General features: G+C 64.1%; 14 protein-coding genes and 1 pseudogene. 10 read left to right on the top strand and 5 right to left on the bottom strand.

Features of this window, described 5'->3' with window-relative positions; genetic code table 11:
• The first annotated feature begins 6 nt into the window (after positions 1-6).
• The 6 genes and pseudogenes from E7Y32_RS01575 to E7Y32_RS16500 all read left to right on the top strand — a co-directional run.
• On the top strand, positions 7-1707 hold the full coding sequence (locus E7Y32_RS01575) for a hypothetical protein (RefSeq protein ID WP_146335522.1): 1701 nt from the start codon (positions 7-9) through the stop codon (positions 1705-1707).
• Positions 1704-2594 (top strand): hypothetical protein, encoded by an 891-nt coding sequence (locus tag E7Y32_RS01570; RefSeq protein WP_146335521.1) that lies wholly within the window; start codon positions 1704-1706, stop codon positions 2592-2594. Before E7Y32_RS01575 ends, E7Y32_RS01570 begins: the two co-directional genes overlap by 4 nt.
• Positions 2595-3091: 497 nt before the next feature.
• Positions 3092-3370: a hypothetical protein gene (locus E7Y32_RS01565; RefSeq protein ID WP_146335519.1), complete on the top strand. Its 279-nt coding sequence runs from the start codon at positions 3092-3094 to the stop codon at positions 3368-3370.
• A 226-nt stretch (positions 3371-3596) separates the two neighbouring features.
• A complete protein-coding gene (locus E7Y32_RS01560) occupies positions 3597-5765 on the top strand; it encodes an AAA family ATPase (protein WP_146335517.1) in 2169 nt (722 codons plus the stop codon).
• A 3-nt stretch (positions 5766-5768) separates the two neighbouring features.
• On the top strand, positions 5769-6956 hold the full coding sequence (locus E7Y32_RS01555; protein ID WP_146335516.1) for an McrC family protein: 1188 nt from the start codon (positions 5769-5771) through the stop codon (positions 6954-6956).
• 1127 nt (positions 6957-8083) lie between these two features.
• Positions 8084-8399 (top strand): annotated as a pseudogene (locus tag E7Y32_RS16500) (2,3-butanediol dehydrogenase); the annotation flags it as partial.
• A 29-nt stretch (positions 8400-8428) separates the two neighbouring features.
• On the opposite strand, the gene E7Y32_RS01545 reads toward E7Y32_RS16500, so the two are convergent.
• From E7Y32_RS01545 to E7Y32_RS01530, 4 genes are all read right to left on the bottom strand, one after another.
• Positions 8429-9694, bottom strand: coding sequence for an NAD(P)/FAD-dependent oxidoreductase (locus E7Y32_RS01545; RefSeq protein ID WP_146335514.1), 1266 nt, complete (start codon positions 9692-9694; stop codon positions 8429-8431).
• Between the two features lie 2 nt (positions 9695-9696).
• Positions 9697-10086: a TfoX/Sxy family protein gene (locus E7Y32_RS01540; protein ID WP_146335512.1), complete on the bottom strand. Its 390-nt coding sequence runs from the start codon at positions 10084-10086 to the stop codon at positions 9697-9699.
• Positions 10087-10153: 67 nt separating this feature from the next.
• Positions 10154-10633 (bottom strand): hypothetical protein, encoded by a 480-nt coding sequence (locus tag E7Y32_RS01535; protein WP_146335510.1) that lies wholly within the window; start codon positions 10631-10633, stop codon positions 10154-10156.
• 346 nt (positions 10634-10979) lie between these two features.
• Positions 10980-11432, bottom strand: coding sequence for a DUF4383 domain-containing protein (locus tag E7Y32_RS01530; RefSeq protein WP_146335507.1), 453 nt, complete (start codon positions 11430-11432; stop codon positions 10980-10982).
• Between the two features lie 205 nt (positions 11433-11637).
• Between E7Y32_RS01530 and E7Y32_RS01525 the strand changes: the two genes are divergently transcribed.
• From E7Y32_RS01525 to E7Y32_RS01510, 4 genes are all read left to right on the top strand, one after another.
• Positions 11638-12138, top strand: coding sequence for an SRPBCC family protein (locus E7Y32_RS01525; protein WP_146335506.1), 501 nt, complete (start codon positions 11638-11640; stop codon positions 12136-12138).
• A 79-nt stretch (positions 12139-12217) separates the two neighbouring features.
• Positions 12218-13432: an acyltransferase gene (locus E7Y32_RS01520; RefSeq protein WP_186467021.1), complete on the top strand. Its 1215-nt coding sequence runs from the start codon at positions 12218-12220 to the stop codon at positions 13430-13432.
• A gap of 199 nt (positions 13433-13631) precedes the next feature.
• The gene (locus E7Y32_RS01515; RefSeq protein ID WP_011690916.1) at positions 13632-13835 is read left to right on the top strand and encodes a cold-shock protein; all 204 of its coding nucleotides are present in this window, start codon (positions 13632-13634) and stop codon (positions 13833-13835) included.
• A gap of 273 nt (positions 13836-14108) precedes the next feature.
• Positions 14109-14573, top strand: a complete 465-nt coding sequence (locus tag E7Y32_RS01510; RefSeq protein ID WP_146335503.1) for a hypothetical protein — start codon at positions 14109-14111, stop codon at positions 14571-14573.
• A gap of 120 nt (positions 14574-14693) precedes the next feature.
• Here E7Y32_RS01510 and E7Y32_RS01505 read toward each other — a convergent pair whose 3' ends face one another.
• The gene (locus E7Y32_RS01505) at positions 14694-16541 is read right to left on the bottom strand and encodes an SARP family transcriptional regulator (RefSeq protein WP_146335501.1); all 1848 of its coding nucleotides are present in this window, start codon (positions 16539-16541) and stop codon (positions 14694-14696) included.
• Positions 16542-16621: the final 80 nt, after the last annotated feature.

Genomic DNA, 16621 nt, shown 5'->3' with positions numbered 1-16621 from the left:
CGCACCGTGCGTTTCGACTTGGACCTTCGGCAGGCAACGGATGGATTCAGAGAAGTGCTGCGGGCGGAAGTCTTCCAGAGCGCCGCTGACGTCCAAGGAACACTGCTGAGCCAAGCACTCAATGACCGTGAGCTGCACGTGCTAATAGTGTCCGACCGCGGCACCCGAGGGTTGGACGGACCGGCGACCGCCGATGAAGTATCAACCGACGGCAAACAGAACTGGGCGAATTTCGTCCTGAATGCCGGCAAGTCAAAGACGGAAGGCAACACAGGGGGAACTTACGGGTTCGGCAAGACGATTGCTTACGTCGTCTCCCAAGCCAATTCCGTGATAATCCACAGTCGGACAACACACCGCGGTAAGACTGTCACTCGCTTGATTGCAGCCGCAATCGGCAACCGCTTCGTTCGAGACGGCAAGAACTTCACCGGTCGCCACTGGTGGGGGGTCAACGGTGATGGTGCGCCGCTGCCCATTGAAGGCGCAGCCGCCGAGGCTTTGGCCGCGCGCCTCGGCATGCCGGCGTTCAAGGATGGGGAACTTGGCACCAACGTCATGATCGTTTCCCCCGACCTCGGACAACGGACGCCGGGGCAAGCCGTTACCTTCCTCACTGAATCGATTCTGTGGCACCTTTGGCCCAAACTCGTTCCGCGGAAAGACGGAGTGGCGCCCCTGCATTGTTCCGTCCGACATGACGGTGTTCAAGTCCCAATTCCCGCTTTCACCAGCCGCCCGCCGCTGGCCAGGTTTGTCGAGGCCTATCAGGACTTAGTCATGGGGGAGGAAGCCTCGCTTACTTTCCAGAAGCGTGCAATTGAGCGAAGCACACCGAAGAAGATGACTTTGGGCCACCTCGGTACGGTTCCGTTCGCGCGGGAACAGCGAGCAGTTGTGGACGACGGGCATGATCCGGACGACGACGAGTCGCCGCACCCGGCGTCCCCATTCACGAACTCGGCCGCCCACCATGTCGCCTTGCTCCGCGGCCCGGAGCTCGTTATTGAATACCTAGCGGGTCCGATTGCACCCGACCCTGCGGTCGAATGGGCCGGGGTCTTCCGTGCCGCGGATGAATTCGACGGAATTTTTGCCCGGGCTGAGCCGCCCACGCACGACGCATGGAATCCGGACACTGTGGACGACAGGATGGAGAAGAACATCCTTCGGAAAGTGCTGCGAGACATTCAAAGAGCTGTAACAGAGCGCTGGGGAACAATTGCTCCGCCCCCCACGAAGGGCGCTGTCAGCACAGCAGGCATAGCGGACGCTTTGGGCCATTTGGTCCTTGGCAAAGCGGGTCAAGGAAAGGGCCGAAAAGTCAGAACCGCGCCCTCTCCCAGTCACTCGGCGGCACGACCTTCACTCGCCTTGGTGGGTTCGACCGTTGAGATCGTTGACGGGCTGCACGTATCCCGAGCGGTCATTGACGTCGTCCCGGCCGCAGGCAGTGCACGGACCGCCCTGCAGGTAAACGTGGGGATAGCTCTGGACGGAACCGGTCTCGATGCGTCGCTCGACAAGACTCTGCACCTGCGCAAAGTCAGCGCCAACGGCGTCGACTTTGATGTGCATGGCATCAACTCCGAGATCATTCTCGAAGGCACGCACAAGCATAGGGTTGTGCTGGAAGCGGCCAATTCGGGACGCATGAGCGTTCTGTGGGACGTCGATGCTGCCGTCGGTGTGGGAGAACAAAATTGAAAGTCAAAGTACCGCCGTTTTTGGTTCCAACATCGGAGAGCATTTCCTTTGATGGCTGGTACCAGCAGCTCGGCGACGATAACGTTCCACTGCCGGAAGAGCTCGAGCACTGGGACTACCAGACTCGGCTGATTCTGTCTGCATTCATAACCCTGGACGAAGCGCAAATCTTGTCCGAAGTCCACTTGGGTCCCGGGAGTAGGCTCGGGGTGCTTGTGACGGCTTCCTCTGAAGCCACGAGCACCGAAAGTGTCCTGGCACTAGTTGACGTCCCAGCTGGCTGGAATGACGTCCGTGCCCTCACCGTCGAGGTCCCCGGTCAGCACTTCGCCCGGCGCTTGGCAGTGACAACCCAGGTCGTAGTGACGGTCGCCGAGCCAACGGACGGACTAGCTCCCTCAAAGCAGGGCTCGATTCTTTGGACGGCTACGCAGAAGACGTATCTTCAAGGTATTGGCGCCCAGTTCCCCACGTACGCGGAGGACTTCAGTGTCACTCGACCCAAACTGGATCACGCGGGATGGTTCATTCACGTGGACGCGACGGATCCGCACGCACTGTTCCTATCCAATATCAAGGTCGTGTTGAACTCGGGTCGCCCAGAGATTCAGAGGCTCCTCAGCGGTGCGAAAGATGCGGCAACCGCACAAATCCAGAGAATGATTGACGTCGACGTGTCGAGGAGAATCGCTTCGGCGGGTCTCTCCATGCCCGAGGTGCTGGACGGCGATACGGACTTTGATGACTTGAGCGTAGCTGGTGGCCTCCGAGCAAGCTTGGCGCTGCTGTGGCCGGACGTCCCGGTGGAGCTTCTGGCCCACGAATTCGCAAACGACACAGGCGCCTTCGAAGCCAGAATTCAACAGAATCGAGGACTATTCAATTGAGCGCCAATGACTTCGTTTTTCTTTACCCCAGGCTCGATGCGCATCGTGCTGCTCTGCTAGTCGACGAACATGCGGACCTAAGTGTGGAACAACTCCGAGAACGTGGCGCGACACACCATGCGGACGCCGGATGCTCACCCACGGGGGGCCTCCCGGTCTCCGGTCAGCAGCTTCTTGACCTACAGACGACTCTCCGGGGACTGTGCGAAGAATTCGGCTTCCCTCGGCCACTCAAGACATCCAAACAGGGGGAATTCGACCGAATCTGCGGAACGATCCTTCGCCGCGACATGGGAATTGTTCCGGCAGATGCCGCCGAGGAAGGTGTGTGGTCCTTCATCACCCTAGTACTGGTTCCCGAGCTGGCACCTTGGCGGTTCCCTACCAGACACGCTGACCGACTCGTGGGGAAGCCGCGCAACGCCCTGCGCCGGCTCTGGTGGCGGGCTCATGTGCTGGGACCGGATCTCACATGGGTTCCGCCCACATGTGCACCCTTGAATGAAGACGAGTTCGTGCAGATCATGGAGCGCCCGACGATCGCTAAGAACGCCAGGCTCGCGCAGCAGTTGAAACAGGTGTTGTGGCGCGCGGAAATGAAGGGGTTTAAGGGTAACCGCGCTGAGCTTCTTCGTGACGCGATCAAACTGATCCGAGCGGAACGGTCTCACATTGCCATGGACGCGATGCATAACAGCGTTCTCGCCGATTACTTGGACGATGTTGTGGGGGAGGCGGTGGGTCGCCTCGTCGCAGCGGGAGATGCCCCCGCGTAGCCCATGGGGAAGCCGCCGGCGAGACGGCGACGCGCGCCTGTGCCCGTCGCGATTACTGCCGCGAAGCCGCTAAGCCCCGCTACATCCTGGACCTCATCAGGCGCATCGTCACAGCGCCGGTGGAGACCAATAACATCGTCGCAAATCTGCCCGCCCTGGAAATCGTGGAGTAATTGGAAAGCTAGCCACGCCAGTTCCGCAACATCGAAGAGGACGTAGAGAACATATGTCTGAAAGCACCGGCCCAAACCGTCGAAAGCGCATTCGCGCCGTCCTGGAGATATTGGCTGCGCACTCCGAGGGAGTCGCCAACACGAAAGACGCGGACGGGATCTTCCAACTCGCCGTCGAACTTGTTCCTCTCAGCCCCGCTGAGTCTATGACCAATCCGAGCAACCAGCTCCGTGGATACTCAAGCTTGTCTTTCGACTCCATCGGCCTAGTTGTTGCGGGGTGGATGACCAAGACGGACGGGATCTGGCGCATTACGCCCGAAGGGGTCAAAGCGCTGGACCTTTACCCAGGGGCAGACGAACTGTTCGGGCAGATGGCCAAGTTAAGCGCCGCCCAGACCGCGGCCCGAAAGGCTAATCGCGCAGAACAACTCCGCACGGTGCTCGTGTCACGGAACCCCGCAGAGGATGTTTTCCGGACCACGACTGCGTTATTCGTGCAACGGGGCCTTCGCGACGGTACGTCGGTGTTCGACCCGGACCGTGACGTTTGGACGGTAGAGGCAATTTCGGAAATCCGGCAGAGGTTCATCGATGCTCCTGACACGGGCGAGGGGACGTTCCTCGAGAAGGTTCGCCAACAGTTTGCAGAAGCCTCCGATGACGCTCGGCTGCTGATGGCCGAGCTCGTCACTTGGCAGGTGCTTCCGTCGGTGGATCGGGCCATCGGATTCGGCAAAAAACGCGAACGAATCTCAGCAGTTCTGCAGACCCTGGACGAGCCAGTTGCCATTCCCGAGCAGGTTCTCAGCGGGCTCAAGAACGGCGTCGTTATGCCCGGCCAAGCCATGAATAGCAACACCTTCCAAGCGATGGTGGTAGTCATTTCGGTGGTTGAGGCCTATCTGCAAGCCACGCTGGAGGCGCAGCAAGAAGTGCTGCAGGATCCTTGGGCCTGGAAATCTTTTGTCTTCGGGGTGAAAGGTCACAACTTCCCGACGCAACGGAATGCTCTGCTGTACATGGTCCATCCTGAGACTTTCACGGATAGCTTTTCCGACGAGGACAAGGGTCTGATTCGCAACGCGTTCATCCGTCATGACGCAGATTCCACAGGCGATATTGACCGGGACCTGTTCAGCATCGGCCTGCGTCTGCAGCAGGAGAGCGGCAAACACGTCGATTTCTATGACGAGGAACATAAACCCCTGTGGAAGAAGGGGAGCAACCCGAGGCCCACCGGCTCAGGCGCAGGAGACGACGAGCCTCCTGCCGAACCGCTGCCGGCACCCGGAGAGGAACGCACTCCTTTCCCGCGGGCAGACGACGCCCTGCGCGGGAGGGTGTTCATCGACCAAGTGTGGCTGCAGGACTCATTGGATTTGTTGGAGTCCAAGCGCCAACTGATTCTGTTTGGTCCGCCAGGTACAGGCAAGACCTTCGTCGCGATGGCCCTCGCTGAACACATTGCACGCGACGAAGCGGAGCTGGTTCAGTTCCATCCGAGCTACGCATACGAAGATTTCTTCCAGGGTTACCGCCCGGTCACCGTCAATGGCACTCTCAGCTACGAGCTCAAAGACGGGCCGCTTCGGCGGATCGTGGATAAGGCCAACAAGGCCAAGCACCGGAACTTCGTGCTTGTCATTGACGAAATCAACCGCGGTAACCTCGCAAAGATTTTCGGCGAGCTTTATTTCCTGCTGGAATACAGGCACCGGAAGATCAATCTCCAATACAGCGCAGAACCCTTTGAGCTGCCGGACAATCTCTTCATTATCGGCACCATGAATACCTCGGACCGCTCCATAGCCCTCATGGACGCGGCGATGCGGCGCCGGTTTGCCTTCCGGGAGCTTCACCCGGCGCATAAACCTGTCAGCGGGGTCCTTAGCGCTTGGCTCGAGGCGCACCAGCACAACAAGCTCGGCCAGGAGCCCGCGGCGCTACTCAACCAACTCAACAAAAAGATCAAGGACCCGGCGTTCAGCGTCGGACCGTCATACTTGATGCCGAAACGCGGAGAACTCACCCACGAAGTTCTGGACCGCATCTGGTCATCGGAAATCCTGCCGCTTCTCGAAGAGCATCACTACGGCGAGGGTAAGGAAGTACTGAAGCAATACAGGATCGACACACTGCGCGCGGAGCGTTCCGCCATGAAGAATAGTGTCCCGACGGACACGATCGGTGAGAGTACGGCACCGGCCGAGGCGGAATAGTCGTTGGCGACCTTCGAACTTCGTGAAAGCGGCGCCAGCCAGAAATTGGCTTTGCCGGACGAGCTGGGCCGTGCAATTAACGCCTTGGGAATCGCTACCGCTCTTCCCGAAGGAGGCGGTCAGTGGACGGTGTCGGGGGTATCGAAAGTTGGCGTGATCGCCGTCGGGTCCGACGAACTCAGCATCCGACCAAAGATGCCGATGTCTCGACTGTTCTTTCTCATGGGATATTCGCAGGCCCCTCGTTATTGGCGCGACGATGACGTTTCCCTTTCCTCTGATGACGAGCTGGTCAGTAGCATCGCCAGCGCATATATCCGGCAGGTGAAGAAGGCGACCGTCCAAGGGCTCCTTCAGGGATACAGAACTGTCCACGAAGCTGAACCAATGATCCGAGGCAGACTCGATGTGCCGGGTCAGATTGGACGCCGCGCCGGTCTGCCCCTGCCTGCCGAGGTTTCGTACGACGACTACACCGTGGACGTGGCCGAGAACCGCCTCCTGCTGTCGGCGGCTAGAACTCTCCTTACAGTTCCTCGCCTCGCCGAATCGGACAGGCAGTCACTTCGGAAGCTGCTGCTGAAATTCGATGGGGTGGCCTCCATTGCCCGAGGGGCAGCGCCTCCGGAAATTCTGTTTACCCGTTTGAACGCCCACTACCGACCGGCTGCTATTTTGGCCCAGATCATCCTCCGCCATGGTTCCTTGGAGCAGCCTGCCGGGGAAGTCGCTGCCAGGTCCTTCCTCTTCGATATGTGGGAAGTGTTCGAGGATTTCGTCTCGGTGGCTCTCCGTGAAGCCATGGATTCCAGCGACGGAAGGATAGATCTGCAATACGCGGGCAAACACTTGGACGTCGGCGCCAAAGTCGCCCTTCGCCCGGACATTGTCTGGCATAAGGACGATGTGGTCCTCGCCGTTCTGGACGCAAAGTACAAGGCCGAAAAGAACAAACGGTTCCCGAACGCGGACTTGTACCAAATGCTTGCCTACTGCACGAGGTTCAAAATGAAAGTCGGGCATCTTGTCTACGCCAAGGCCGACAATGATGAGGTCCTGCACCAGATCGACGGCGCCGACATTCACATCTACAGCCATGCCTTGGACCTCGAGGCAAAGCCGGAGCACCTACTTCAACAGGTCCAGAACCTGGCCGCGAAAATGGTCGACCGTTCGAATGTCACAACCTAGCGGCAAAGGGAGGCGACCTCGGCACAGAGGGCCCATCGGAGTTCTCGGCGCTGGACCGTCGACAGCTGGGCATCTGGACCGCGAGGCGTCACGGGAGACTGAACGACGCCTGGTCGCTGATTTAGCGGGCCCGCTTGTTTCGGTGAGCTTGGAGTTAGGCGAGGATACCGACCCGTTTCAAGGGGGCACCGAGAGCATTATGCATTGACGGCTGTAACGGTCCGTCCCCAACCTACGGCCCTCACACAGCGCATCGGACAAAACAAATGCTTTTGAAAGGGCAGGAAAACTGTGTGAAGTCCTAGCGACCAGCCAGCGTCGATTCAATTCGGTCACGAACGATGTCGCGAAGACTCGGATTTACGATCAGTTCCTCAAGCAGTGACCGCACGACGTCAACGTGTGCGACACGCGTGCGTCCAATTTGGAAGGCAAAGTCTTGTGAGATTCGAGTTAGTTCCCGATACGTTGCTGGAGTGATGTCGGCGCTCAAGCGGACACTTTTCTCAGCTTGGGTGGCCACGAGCGGAACTCTATTGCGCGTGCTTTGGGTCGCTGTTTTCAGGTCTGTCATTTTTCATGCCTCATTGATCCGCGGCCGCTGCTGACGGCCAAGTAGTCCTCGAGAGATCTTAGGGTACCGAAGGGTAAGGAACCCGTATATGGAACCATCAAGCCGTGCCCTTGCCCTATGTAGGCGACCGAGAACGTGAAGGGGGCCCGAATGCCCCGGCATCGACGGGAACCTAACGGCCCAAGGATGTGCCCCAGGCATCCCGTCTGACGCCATTAACTTACCGCGTGTCACGGTCGACTGCGCAGTTGCCACACTGTGCCGTCATGTCGCGGCTGCGGTGTTCCGAGTCGTCCACCGTTGCAGGGCGTCCCGGGGGGCGGAATCGATCTGGTGTCCGGGGCCCCACAGCCCGGGCATGCCGCCATCCGCTTCCGGACACAGGTTCGGCTGGCCAGGTGGGTCCAGACGATTTCATGCCGGGGGGACGTCGAGCGGTGCGGCATCTGCGGCACGGACCTGCATGAATACCTGAGAGGCCCCACCTTCTTCTGCCCCGGTCTGGGGCATCCGCATCCGGGGCTGCTGACCGCGGCCATCCTCAAGGGCATGGGCGTTCGAGTGCGCCGGCGTAAACGCGGTGCTGGATACTATGCTCGACGCCGTCCGACCCCGGGGAAGGGGGGCAACGTGTCCATCTGGGGTGCGCCCGCCAACATGGACATGCAGAAGCTGGTGCTCAAGGAGATCGACCTGCGCGGCAACCGTCGCCTACGTCCGGGACTATCCTTCAGTCATTAATGGCCAAGCTGGGCAAGGTGGACCTCAAATCGCGCATCACCGGCAGGATCGCGCTCGACGACCTGGTGGAGCAGGGCTTCGACACCCTCATCAACCACAAGGACACGGCCGTGAAGGGGTTGGTGCACCGTAGCGGCACGAGCTTGAAAACGCCCCGTCACCGCCCTGCGACGTGCGCGGCCACGAACTCCGCGTCGTCGCCCACCACGGATAGCGTGGCGGACAGGTGCTTCGTGAGCCAGGGCAGGCCCACAGCGTAGAGCCCCGGGACCTCGGTGACGCCGCGGCTGTGCCGCGGGTAGTTCCACTCGTCGAGCACCGGCAGGTCGAGGAAACTGAAGTCCAGGCCGTAGCCGGTGCACCAGATGACCGAGGTGACGTCCTCGGCCTCCAGCTTGAGCCGCGCCCCCGATTCGGCGGGCAGCCAGTCGTCCGCCAGCACAGGCTCAGCGGGCGGCGCGTCGATGCCTGCCGCGGCGATGTAGGCGTCGGCCATCCGTCCCAGCCGCTCGCCGAACCCGGCCTCCACCAGGGCGAGGCGTGCGGGGAGGTCGTCGCTGAAGACGAGTCCGCCGTCGTCCGTTCCCTCGAAGCGTCCGTGCAGGCGGACGCCCCGGCGGCCGAGGTCCCGGAGGTGGATACTGTGGCCGCCGCCGTTGCCGGAGATCAGCGGGTTGCACATAAACCGCGCGGCCGGTGAGGGCAGCTGGTCCGTTTGGAGGCCGTTGATGCCGAATTCGGGGCCGTGGAGGTTGAGTTGCAGGATCCAGTAGAAAACGTCCTGGCCGCGGTACCGCCGCGGAGCCTCGGGGCAGGTCGCGACGGCAAGGTGGACCTCCCGGCCGGCGTCGAGCAGGTCCTCGGTGATCTGGCCGCCGGACTGCCCGGTGCCCACCACCAGCACGGCGCCGTCGGGAAGCTGCTGCGCGTTGCGGTAGTCGTGGCTGTGCAGCTGAAGGATGTGCCGGGGGAGTGCCGCGGCCGACGCCGGGATCCGCGGACGCTGGAACGCGCCGTTCGCCAGGACGACGTTCCGTGCCTTCCAGAGACCCTGATTGGTCTCCACCGTGAAGCCGCCGTCGACGACCCCGACCCGGGTCACCTCCGTGCCGAGCCGGACCGGCGCCTTGATCCGCGCGGCGTAGTCACGGAACAGCCCGATCACCTCGTCGCGGGGGAGGAAAGCGTCCGGCGCGGGACCGTCGTAGCTCAGCTCCGGCAGCAGGAACGCAAAGTTCGGGGTGTTCAGGTAGAACGAGTCCCAGCGGTCCTGCCAGGCGCCGCCCAGTTCCGGCCGCCGTTCCAGCAGTTGATGGTCGACGCCGTGCCGGCCTAGCCAGTAGCTGGTTGCCAGGCCCGCCTGTCCGGCACCGATCACGAGGGTGTCGATGTCGTGGACTGGTCCTGCGCCGGGGGAGGACATGACTACTTCTTAGGAGCCTTCGGTGACTTGGGCGCCTTCGCAACCTTCGGCGGCAGCCCGGCCACATGCTCGAACGCCTTTTCCACCCAGGCCCTCGCGCGCGCCTCATCGCCGTCGCCCTCGCCGTTCCAGATCTCCGGCAAGCCGGTGTAGCCGCCCATGGGGCGCTCGGCCGGGCCGAACGGGACGGTCCGCTCGGTACTTTCGAGCGTCGCCTTGTCTGTGTCGGAGAGCTTCACGCCGATGGTGGGGCCGAACAGGCCGGCAAACATGTTGCCGTGCACGAACGCCCCCAGGTTCCCGAACATCGGCTTGATGACCACCTCGGGAGTCTCCGGCACCACAGCGCGGAAGTGCTCCTTGTCGGCGTCGGATGCTTTCGGCATTTCCATGAGTACCTCCGGGGATTGGCGGCCATCGAGCGGGTCTTTCTGCAGGATAAACCCGCGGACGCGCAGCCTACCGGTACCAGCCCACCGCGCGGTCGTAGCTGCACTCCAGTGCACCCGTTCCGGGGGCAATGCCGCCGCCGGAGGGAAAATAGATGGCACCGAAGTCTGCACCTTGGGCGTCGATCCGGCCCTGGGCCCAGATCTGGGCGGTTTCCAGGTCCCTTTCGGGGATGGGTTCCCGGGTGCTGTGGCCGCCGCCGAAGTGAATGTCCAGTTGGTACGTCCCCTGTTGGGAGGTCCCGGCGTGATGGGCCGGATCCTGCTCATCGCGCCTGCTGATGAGGACTTGGGCCGAGGCATGGAGGATGGAGGGCTCGCTGGCCTGATTGCCGTGCTCCTGCTGTTTCATCCGCAGGCCCGAGACGACGCTTTCCACGGTGTCTTCCTCCGTGACGACGTAGTCGGAACCGTTGGCGTCGGCCTCTGAGCCGCCGACGCTCTTCAGATGCTGGCCGAATTGTTCGGAGCTGGACTGGCTGGAAGTCATGCACCCTCCTTGAGGGTTTTCGCGGCGGGTGCCGACCGTCTCACCCTAGACCCGCGGGGAGCATCCGAACCGGTGATGCGGGAATATTTCTTTAGGAGGTCCGTGACGCCGGCGGCTGGCCTGTTCGACGGAGTGGGAAGGGTCATGAATCCACGAACCAAAATCTTCATTGGTGTCGTCGTCCTGTTGCCGGTGGTTGGCGGCGTGACATTCACCGCCGGTAGGTCTGGGACCAGCGAACGGAAGCGAACCTTGTCGGCGTCGGAACCGCGGGACAAGAGCTGAAACAACAAACGCGCCCACCGGAATCCGGTGGTCGCGTTCGCTGAGAAGTGCGAGGCGGGCGTTACGCGCGGGCCTTGGCGCGGCCCTTGGTGAGGATGACTGCCAGCGCGATCATGCCGGCGCCGAGCACCAGGTGCAGGATGTTGTCCAGGCTGTTCAGCGGCACAAAGTCGCCGGCCGAACCTTCCGGGACCACCAGGCCGTACACAAACAGGACCAGGTAGATGACGCCGCCGTACAGCAGGAAGGCGCGGGCGCCGGTGGCGGTGCGGGCCAGCAACAGGCCGGCAGCGCCGAAGAGCAGGTGGACGACGTTGTGCAGGACCGAGACCTGGAACAGGCCCAGCAGCATGGCCTCGGAGTGGTGGCCGGCGAACTGCAGCGACTCGTAGTTGGTGGTGATCCCCGGGACGAAGCCCAGGATGCCGACCAGCAGGAAGACGGCGCCGACGGCGAGGCTTGCCTTCTGGACGGTGGTGCGGGCTGTGGTCCGGGTGTGGGTGGTGGTGGTCATGCGTTGCTCCTTGGGTGCGGGCTTGCGGTGGCGGGCCGGCCGGGGTGCGGCCGCTCCGATGCTTATGCCAGCAATTCGGAGGAGGCAGGGCTGCGGATTGCTCGCGGCAGATTCCTTCTCGGCGGCGCCGGTGGCGGGAGCGGTCCCTGCGGCGGTCCTCGGCGTCCTTCGGCGGCAGCGGGACGCATCTGTAAGGATGGACCTCATGAATCAGCGCAGCATCCGCCAATACCAGGATTCGGTCACGGTCAACGCCTCAGCCGAGATACTCTACGACCTGGTCTCCGACATCACCCGCACCGGTGAGTGGAGCCCGGTTTGTACGTCATGCTGGTGGGACGACCAAGACAGCGCCGGCCACGTCGGGGCCTGGTTTACGGGCCGAAACGAGCTCCCGACGCGGACTTGGGAGACCCGGTCGCAGGTGGTGGCTGCCGAGCGCGGCCGCGAGTTCGCGTGGGTGGTAGGGGGCAAGTATGTCCGCTGGGGCTTCGCCCTCACACCGTCCGACGCCGGAACAGTCCTAAGCGAATCGTGGGAATTCCTGCCGGAGGGGATCGCCATGTTCGTGGAGAAATTCGGCGACGGGGCGGACGCCCAAATCGCGGACCGCACCCAGCAGGCGCTCGACGGCATTCCGAGGACGCTCGCCGCGATCAAGCGGATCGCCGAGTCCAGCACTGGCGATATTGAGGCAAGGTCCTAGGACTGGAACGGCTCCAGCGCGGCACGGCAGGCAGGACGTCGTCGTCCTCCAAATGTAACGAACTGGTAACATGGAACGGATGCGGAATCAGTCTGGTCAAACCCGAGTCACGCAGTTGGACGGCCTCCGCGGGATCGCCGCCCTGGTGGTGGTGGCCTGCCATCTGATCTCCACGCTCCCGAAAATCGGGGAAGTGGTCTTCGACCACCGGTCCGCGCCTCTCGATACGGGCGGGATGTGGGCAGTGTTCTCCCCGCTGCACCTGCTCTGGAACGGCACCCCGGCCGTCCATGTCTTCTTTGTACTCTCCGGCTTCGTCCTGATCCTGCCGTTCACCGGGGCCAGTGCCGCCAGGAGCTGGGCGCCGTACTACGCCAAGCGGCTGCTTCGCCTTTACGTGCCCGCCTGGGCGGCCCTGGCGTTGGCGGTCTCCCTGATTGCACTCATTCCGCGTTCAGCGTCGCCGCTGCAGAGCTCCTGGGCGGACATGTACGTGGTGGACCCGAGCCTCGCACGGGCGGCCAAGGACAGCCTGCTGCTGCTGGGCGCGAGCACCCTCAACACTCCATTGTGGACTTTGCGGTGGGAAGTCCTGTTCTCCTTGTTGCTGCCGGCCTACGTCTTCGTTGCCCTGCGCTGGCGGCGCTTCTGGCACCTGAAGCTCGGCATGCTGCTGATGCTCACCGTGGTGGGTGGGGTGCTGCACGTGGAGGCGCTGACGTACCTGCCGATTTTCGCGATAGGCGCGATCCTGGGCGCCGAACGTGAAGGGATCCGCAGGCTGACCCGTTCCTGGCCGCGGCTCGTCTGGCTCCCGATCACCGCCGCCGGCCTGTTCTTGGCGAACGCCGAATGGGTCAGTCGCGCACAGCCGATCGCCGGCGTCGAGGCGCTCATTACTGTCGGTGCGACGCTGATCGTCCTGGTGTTCCTGCTGTGCGGCTCCGCGAAGAGGCTCGGGGACACGGCCGTGGCGCAATGGCTGGGCCGTGTCTCCTTCAGCCTCTACCTGGTGCACCTGCCGATCATCCTGGCCGGCGTCACTTTGCTTCGGAACGTCTCGCTGCCCCTGCCGCTCGCGGTGTCCGCCGCGGCCGCGCTCGTGGTCGCCGAGCTTTTCTACCGCTACGTCGAGCGGCCCGCGCACCGGCTCTCGATCGCCGCCGGACGTGCGGTGGAGCGGCGCCTTGGCAGGTCCCTCGCGGGCAGCCCGGCGGAACCGGGCGTCGAACGCGAGGCGGGGACGACGTCGTCGGCCGCGGACTTGGGCCGGGAGAAGCAGCCCGTCTCCTGACCGCCTTTATGACGTGTGGTAAACCGTCCGTCGATCCGTCCTGTAGAGTAGATCCTGTTGTTGTGTTTATGCAGTTCGTAGTTCAGGCAGTACGCACGGTCGAAAGCCCGTGTTCTTCTGAAGCAGCGGTTTTGAGCACCCCAAACAGGAGGACCCGAAAGTCGGGACAGTTCCTCCACCTTCACGAAGGACAAAAATAATGGCTACTGGTACCGTCAAATGGTTTAACGCTGAAAAGGGCTTCGGCTTCATTTCCCCGGATGACTCCTCGCAGGACGTTTTCGCGCACTACTCCGCGATCAACTCCTCCGGCTTCCGCTCCCTCGAAGAGAACCAGAAGGTCTCCTTCGAAACCGAGCAGGGCCCCAAGGGTCCTCAGGCCACCAACATCCAGGCTATCTAATTTCCTTAGATACCCGGAACCGTTAGGTTTCTAGCAGGGCCCGTCTCCGGACGGGCCCTGCTTTTGTTTAACCCGGGTGTGCCGGGCCGGCCTAAGTAGCTCGCAGTTGTTGTCGTTTTCAGCCCGCAAAACGACAACAACTGCGAGTCAGTTGGGGGAGGGCCCTCAAGCGCCACACTCTGGACACCAACCCCGGCCGAGAGCATCCTGTTGCTGTCCGCGGTCGCCACTACGCGGAGCCCCAGGGATCGGCGAGGGAAGCTGGCACACACAATGAGCGAAACACCAGACGCCCGGCAGCGGCTGTCCGCCCGGATCGACGAAAAACAGCAAGCCATCCGCGCCTACCTGGCCCGCGAACGGCCCCGCCGGAACCGGCTCTCCAACATCAGCATCATCGGCAGCGGCCTCGCCGCCGCGCTCACCGCCGGCCCCGCGGTGGGCGGCACCGGGTTCACCGACGCCGTCGCCGGCCTCTTCGCGCTCAGTGAGGACTCGATCGTCTGGCGCGTGCTCTGCCTGCTCGCCGTGATCCTCTCGATCGCCGCGGCCCTCGCCACCAACTTCGCCACCTCCCGCGCCGTCGCGGACCGGGTGAGCGCCGCCGAAACATCCAACGCCCAGCTCGAGGGCCTCGCCGTCTCCCTCGACATTGGCAACATCGACGTCGACGAAGCGGTCAAGCTCTACCAGCAGTACGCCGGCCAGGTCGCCTTCGTCGACGCCGCCTCCCGCTGAGAGCCTCCTTTGTGGATGCTCTATCACCTGTGGCTGCTCTGGAGCCGTCAGAACCGCCATACGTGATAGAGCAACCGCACAGCAACGCCCGACGGCGGCCGCCTCACCCCGGCCACCGCCTCACCCCATCCGGTGCTGCGCCACCCAGCCGGCCAGCACCGGGTTGTCGATCTCCTTGGCCAGCCAGCGCGCGGATTCCGCGGCGTCCGGATCGCCCAGCGCGGCCCGGTGCGACTGGGCCCGCACCGCGAACTCGCGCATCCCGGACCGGCTGGCCAGCTCGCCAAGCCGGTCCGCGAACTCGGACGCCCGCGGCGACCCGGCGGCCAAGGCCACCTCCGCCGCGACGTCGAGCAGCCGGGCCGAGTACCAGAGGTACCACGGGCTCGGCGCGAGGCCCCGGCCCACCCAGTGTTCGGCGGCGGCCAGGTCGCCGTGCGCCAGGAACAGCCGCGCCTCGGCACCGGCGGCGAGGGCCATGTAGCAGTGGTCGCCAGCCTGCTCAGCCATCACCCACGACCGGTCGATCAGCGCCGCAGCTTCTTCCAGGCGACCTGCGGCCAGGTAGGTCTCGCCGCGGAGCCCGGCCACAAACGGTTCGAACGCTGTCCAGTGCTCGGCGGCCACCCCGGCCAGGGCGCGGTCCAGGCACGCCGCGGCCCGGCCCAGTTCGCCGCGAATCAAGTACACCCGGCCAAGCAACGCCTCGTCGAACGCCTGCTGCCGGCGGCTCCCCGCTCCCGCGGCCAGCCGCACCGACTCGCCCAGCGCGGCCTCCGCGTCCCCGTACCGCGCCGTGTCCGAGGCGAGCATCCCCTGGATCGCCAGTATCCTCGACTGCTCGTCCGGGAACCCCTTGGCGGCCCGCATCGCCTTCGCCAGCCAGCCGGCCGCCCGGTCCGGGACGCCGCGCTGCACCGCCAGGTAGCCCAGCTCCCGGTAGGCGGCGGCGGCCGTGCGGGAGCCGCCGTCGGGCGCCTCCGCCGTCAGCGCGCGGTGCAGGAAGTCCGCCACCTCGGCGCCGCGGCCCCCGGCCTGGTGGATCACCGCCCCCGCGAGCGTCACCAGCGCCTCGGCCAGCAGGTGCCTTTCACCCGCACGCTGGGCCAGTTCGACGGCGAGGCGCAGCTGCGCGAGGCCGCGGTCCACCGCGCCGGCCGAGAGTGAGGCGGCGCCGGCGTCGAGGTAGGACCGTACGGTCGCCGCATTGGCAGGCGTAGCGGAATCCGACGCGGGACCCGGCTCCGAGAGCGCCCGGCGGACCTCCTCCGGCAGCGGCAGCCCGAGCTCCGCGCGGTACAGCTCCCCGAAAGCGGTCACCTGTTCACGGGCGCGACGCTGCTCACCGAGGGCCACCAGCGCCTTGACCAGCACGGCAGCGCAGTCGGCACTGAACGGATCCCGCCGCAGCGCCCGGGACGCCAGGGCGGCCGCGTCCGCCGGGACGCCGGCTGCCAGGGCGGCAAGCGCGGCGTCATAGAGCAGCGACTGCACCGCGTTCTCCAGCCGGTACCGCTGGTCCGCGAGCCAGGACTCGAACACCGGACTGTCGGCAAAGTTGAGGCCCTCCAACAGCTGGCCCTCGAACCGGGCAGGATCCACGCCCCGGGCGGCCGCCGAGCCCAGCTCCAGCACATCGCACCGCCAGGGCTGCCGCAGCTCCAGCCGCAGGGGGTCGCCCGCGATCGCCGCCCCGCCAAGCACCCGGCGCAGCTCGGACAGGTTCCAGCGCAGGGCGCCGAGGGGATCCGCCGCGTCGGGAAAAAGGAGCGCGGCGGTCCGGGACCGGCCGGCGCCCGCCGGGTTCAGGGCGAGGTAAGCCAGCACCGCCCACGCCTTGCGGCCGCGGGGCTGCGGGGGAGCCGCGCCCGGGGGAGCGGCGCCCGTGGGCTGGGAGTCCACAGGGGCTACTGCTTCAGGGGGTTCGATCCGGGGCGGGCCGAGGAGCCGAATCCAGGTGTCGGCCATACCGGCAATTTTACCGCCGGACCGGCCTCACACGCCTGCTCACACGGTGCCTGAAGACACTGGAGTCATCCATTCACCAC

It is taken from the genome of Arthrobacter sp. UKPF54-2, from assembly GCF_007858535.1.
Taxonomy (GTDB): Bacteria; Actinomycetota; Actinomycetes; order Actinomycetales; family Micrococcaceae; genus Arthrobacter.
The sequence above is the reverse complement of the archived record's forward strand: the minus strand, read 5'-3'. Positions and strand labels throughout refer to the sequence as shown.